The 4472-nt window shown below is 40.4% G+C and carries 5 protein-coding genes; all 5 read left to right on the top strand.

Annotated elements, in window-relative coordinates; all coding sequences use genetic code 11:
- Window positions 1-406 (top strand): DUF6691 family protein (locus tag ACLL8Z_RS14585; RefSeq protein WP_411275527.1); only part of this gene is annotated, 406 nt, incomplete at its 5' end.
- Between the two features lie 347 nt (window positions 407-753).
- Entirely contained in the window at window positions 754-2178 is a 1425-nt protein-coding gene (locus ACLL8Z_RS14580) for an OprD family outer membrane porin (protein ID WP_411275526.1), read from the top strand.
- A 6-nt stretch (window positions 2179-2184) separates the two neighbouring features.
- On the top strand, window positions 2185-2817 hold the full coding sequence (locus ACLL8Z_RS14575; protein WP_411275525.1) for a Crp/Fnr family transcriptional regulator: 633 nt from the start codon (window positions 2185-2187) through the stop codon (window positions 2815-2817).
- Window positions 2818-3125: 308 nt separating this feature from the next.
- Window positions 3126-4202: a c-type cytochrome gene (locus ACLL8Z_RS14570; RefSeq protein WP_411275524.1), complete on the top strand. Its 1077-nt coding sequence runs from the start codon at window positions 3126-3128 to the stop codon at window positions 4200-4202.
- 43 nt (window positions 4203-4245) lie between these two features.
- The coding region (locus ACLL8Z_RS14565; RefSeq protein WP_411275523.1) for a twin-arginine translocation signal domain-containing protein at window positions 4246-4472 on the top strand (227 nt) is incomplete at its 3' end.

Below are 4472 nucleotides of genomic sequence, written 5' to 3'. Positions count from 1 at the left end.
TTTAAAATTTGGTGTACTCGGTATTGTTTTTGGAATTGTAATGGCAAAATCAGAAGCCATTTCCTGGTTCCGGATACAGGAAATGTTTCGTTTCCAGGCCTTTCACATGTATGGAATCATTGGCACTGCCGTCATACTGGGCGTCATCGGTGTAGCATTGATCAAAAAATATAAAATCAGGGATTACCACGGTAATCCTATCCAGTTCAATCCAAAAGAGAAATCGGTTTCTCGCTACCTGATGGGAGGATCTATATTCGGACTGGGATGGGCACTAAGCGGCGCCTGCCCGGGCCCAATGGTTGTGAATATTGGATACGGCTTTTTATCCATGGCCATTGTCTTTTTCTTTGCCCTGGTTGGAACTTACTTGTACGGTATTATAAGAACAAAACTCCCCCATTAAATTCAGACAATCATAATAGGAGACCTATCAATTCTTTGAGTTAGATATTAATCGCTCCTTTTTATTGCTTTCCCGGATTATCCTCTCATTTTAATAGGAACAATTCGGGAATACTGGTTTAAAGGGGTTCGATTTCCCAAAATTACTACAAATGAACCTGCATGAGCATGCCGGTCGCAAACCGAAATGAATATGCTCATGCAAGCTTCATAGCCTTTAAAAAACAATATATTCAGATAAAACCTTCATGATTTTGCCAAAACCCACAGGGGTATGATTATTAAATCAGGATAGCCCTGCCTGACGGCAGGCAGGTTCATCACCATTCAAATACAATAAATAAAGGGATGAAAAATATTATTTTAGCTGTAACGCTTATGTTGCTGGCTACAGGAGAAACTGTGCTTGCCCAGCACCAGGAGGTTCCGGAAAAACCAGAAATGTACAAGGGTAAGGAAGTTAGAACAGACGATACTACTTCTTTACTATCTGCCTTTAAAAGAGGCCAGACTAACGGTCATTTCAGGTATTTTTTCATGGCAACAGATAATAAAAGGGGCCTGACAGATTATTACGCCAATGCAGCCGGTGGCGGGATACGTTTTGAAACGGCAAAATTCCATGGTTTTCAGTTTGCAGTAAGCGGCTTCTATATATTCAACATCGGATCTTCCGATTTAACCCTGGCAGATTCAACCACCGGACAACTTAACCGCTATGAAACTGCTCTCTTTGATATAGAAGATCCGGCAAATAAAAAAGATATTGACCGGCTGGAGGAATTTTACCTGCGGTATAATTATAAGAATTCTAACCTTGTTGCAGGCCGGCAGTTAATTAACACTCCGTTTATTAATTTACAGGATGGGCGAATGCGTGCGACCGGAGTTGAAGGAATATGGGCTGAATTCAATGAGCTGAAGAAAACCAAGATCGAAGGAGGCTGGCTTTATGCAATTTCCCCAAGGGGAACTACCAAATGGTACAATACGGGTGAATCCATAGGAATTTATCCCGTCGGTTTAAACTTAGATGGAACAAGATCAGCGTACCAAAATTCTATTGAAAGTAAATCTGCTGCCCTTTTAGGCATAAGCACAAGCCTCGAAAATCTTAAACTTCAGGTATGGGATCTATTTTCCGAAAATGTTTTTAACACCACTATGCTGCAGGCAGATTTGATGTACCCTTTGAAAAATAAAAGCTCAGCATTTGCTTCCGCACAGCTTATCAGACAGGATGCGGTGAATGATGGAGGCAATCCGGATGCTGCAAAAACTTATTTTGAAAAGGGAGGTAAAGCCATCACTTTTGGTGCAAAAGCCGGCTGGAGAAATGCGTTATTGGATGCCAGCGTAAACTATAATCGGATCACAGCTCATGGACGATATTTAATGCCCCGTGAATGGGGAAGAGAGCCTTTTTTCACCTTTCTCCCAAGGGAACGCAATGAGGGATTTGGAGATGTTCATGCTTTTATGGCAAAAGTGAATTATAATATACCCCGCTCAGGGATAAAAACCTCTTTGGCAGGAGGTTATTATCAAATGCCTGACGTTAAAAACTACAAGTTAAATAAGTATGGCTTACCTTCGTATACACAGGTCAACGGCGATGTACAATATTCTTTTACAGGAACGTTTAAAGGCCTTGAAGCACAGTTTCTAATTTCAGGAAAAGTAAATAATGGTGAAACGTACAACAACACTCGTTATGAAATCAATAAGGTAAATATGCTTCAATATAATTTTGTGCTAAATTATCATTTCTAAGATCGTATGAATAATACTGCTACTTTCAATTCAACATTTGAGCCTGCGCTGATTCAGGAAATGCAGAAATTTGGTGAATTGAAGCATTTTAAGGAAGGTGATATCATTATGGATTATGGTAAATATATCCGCATGATGCCCATTATTGTGAACGGAACCATTAAAGTGCTCCGGATGGATGAGACCGGGAAAGAAATTTTGCTGTATTATTTATCAAGCAATGAGAGCTGTTCAATGGCCTATAGCTGTTGTGTGGAAGCTAAAAAAAGTGAAATTAAAGCGATAGCGGAAGATGATGTTGAGTTGATTGCCATTCCTCACACCAAACTGGATGAGTGGCTTTGTAAATACCCCAGTTGGAAAAACTATATTATGCGCAGTTTTAATGAGCGCTTTTTGGAATTGCTAAAATCCATCGAAAGTATTGCCTTCCATAAACTGGACGAACGTCTTATTTCTTATCTGAAGGAAAAACAACGTTTCTCTGGTTCGTCTGTTATTAAAGTTTCGCACTATTTAATTGCTGATGAATTAGCAACTTCCAGAGTAGTCATTTCACGTCTGCTGAAGCAATTAGAAAATGAGGGTAAAATTTTGCTGTACCGCAATGAAATAAAACTTTTGGAGAGTTTCAAGTGATATCATCAAGGTCTGGTATACCGGTTCAATGCCTTATGTGCAATCGTCTGATACTCCCGGCAGGGATCTCCTCCTTGTTTAAACCAAAATTTACAAGCTCCGTTTCATGCTGAGTTGAGCATACACACTGCATAATACGGTGGATCAATTCTGTAAATTTACTCATCAATGTGACTTTTGTTACAAAAAACTCTTTTCAGTTTTAATATTTTTACTATTTCATGCCATGACCTATACATTGAAAAATAAATACCTCATGATGAATGTAGCTCCAGCTTAATCCTTCAATTAATTCAAAATGAATTTACATGCCCGATAACCAATTAACTGAAATAGAGAAAGCTATAGTCAGGATTTCCCGCTCGGTGATAATCATCTCCATACTGTTTTTAGTTGTTACTGGTATTTTTATGATTACATTATTTGATATGGGAACAGGTACAGGAGCAAATCACCCACCTGTTCCGGAGCCCCAGACTGTTTCGTCACCTTCGACTTCAATTGAAACAAAAAAGCCTGAAATATTAAATGCAGCCTGGACCGCCCCCGATGAAAGCACGCTGCCTTCGGGAAAGGAGGGTGAAATTATCCTTTACGGAAAAGATCTGATCGCGCAAACATCCACCTATCTCGGACCAAAAGGAAAAGTTGCAAACATCAGCAATGGAATGAATTGTCAAAACTGCCATCTGGAAGCGGGTACCAAAGCGTGGGGAAATAACTATTCGGCCGTGTATTCTACTTACCCAAAATACCGTGCTCGTTCTGGAACAAAAGAAACTATGGTTAAAAGGATTAATGACTGTTTTCAGCGGAGCTTAAATGGCAAAGCACTGGATAGTACCAGCAGAGAAATGCAGGCCATGTTAGCTTATATGAAGTGGCTGGGATCCGGAGTAGAAAAAGGCAAAACGCCTGAAGGTGCGGGTCTGCAGAAACTCGACTTTTTAGACCGGGCTGCCGACTCCAAAAAAGGCGCTTTAGTCTTCACTAATAAATGCCAGTCCTGTCATGGTAAAACTGGAGAAGGTTCGCCTAATGCAGAACAATCAGGATATTTATATCCGCCACTTTGGGGAAACAACAGTTACAATGACGGAGCAGGCCTATACCGTATTATTGCTTTTGCCGGTTATGTCAAAAACAACATGCCATTAGGCGCGACAAAAGAAAACCCACAATTGACTGATGAAGAAGCCTGGGATGTGGCCGCGTACGTAAATTCCCAGTCCAGGCCCCATAAAAATCAGTCTAAAGACTGGAAAGAGATCAGTAAAAAACCGGTTGATTTCGCATTCGGCCCGTATGCCGATAAATTTTCCGAGGCACAACATAAATACGGCCCTTTTCAGCCTATTGTAAGTGCGGGCAATAAGCTTAAATAGCCACAATAAGATCATAAATAAAATTCATCCAAACCATGCCCATATGTCGAAAGCGAAAACATTAAGCTGTAATTGTAGTGATACACGCCGTACGTTTTTGAAAAGTGCCGGACTGGCAGGATTAGCTTTTGCAGGGTTACCTCAAATTGCCTCTGCTATAACCGGTGATAACTATCAGGAAAAAGAAATTTTACGAAACAAAGCTTTGCAGAATGGGAAAGCACAACGAATCACTTTACTGCATACAGCCGATATACATTCCCAACTGGA

This window comes from Daejeonella sp. (genome assembly GCF_046590655.1).
Taxonomy (GTDB): domain Bacteria; phylum Bacteroidota; class Bacteroidia; order Sphingobacteriales; family Sphingobacteriaceae; genus Daejeonella.
This window is presented reverse-complemented; position numbering and strand designations above follow the sequence as displayed.

What these genes read in the sequence shown, in the direction of transcription:
- ACLL8Z_RS14570 (WP_411275524.1), top strand. Translation starts at nt 3,126, where the DNA reads ATGCCCGATAACCAATTAACTGAAATAGAGAAAGCTATAGTCAGGATT.
- ACLL8Z_RS14575 (WP_411275525.1), top strand. Translation starts at nt 2,185, where the DNA reads ATGAATAATACTGCTACTTTCAATTCAACATTTGAGCCTGCGCTGATT.
- ACLL8Z_RS14580 (WP_411275526.1), top strand. Translation starts at nt 754, where the DNA reads ATGAAAAATATTATTTTAGCTGTAACGCTTATGTTGCTGGCTACAGGA.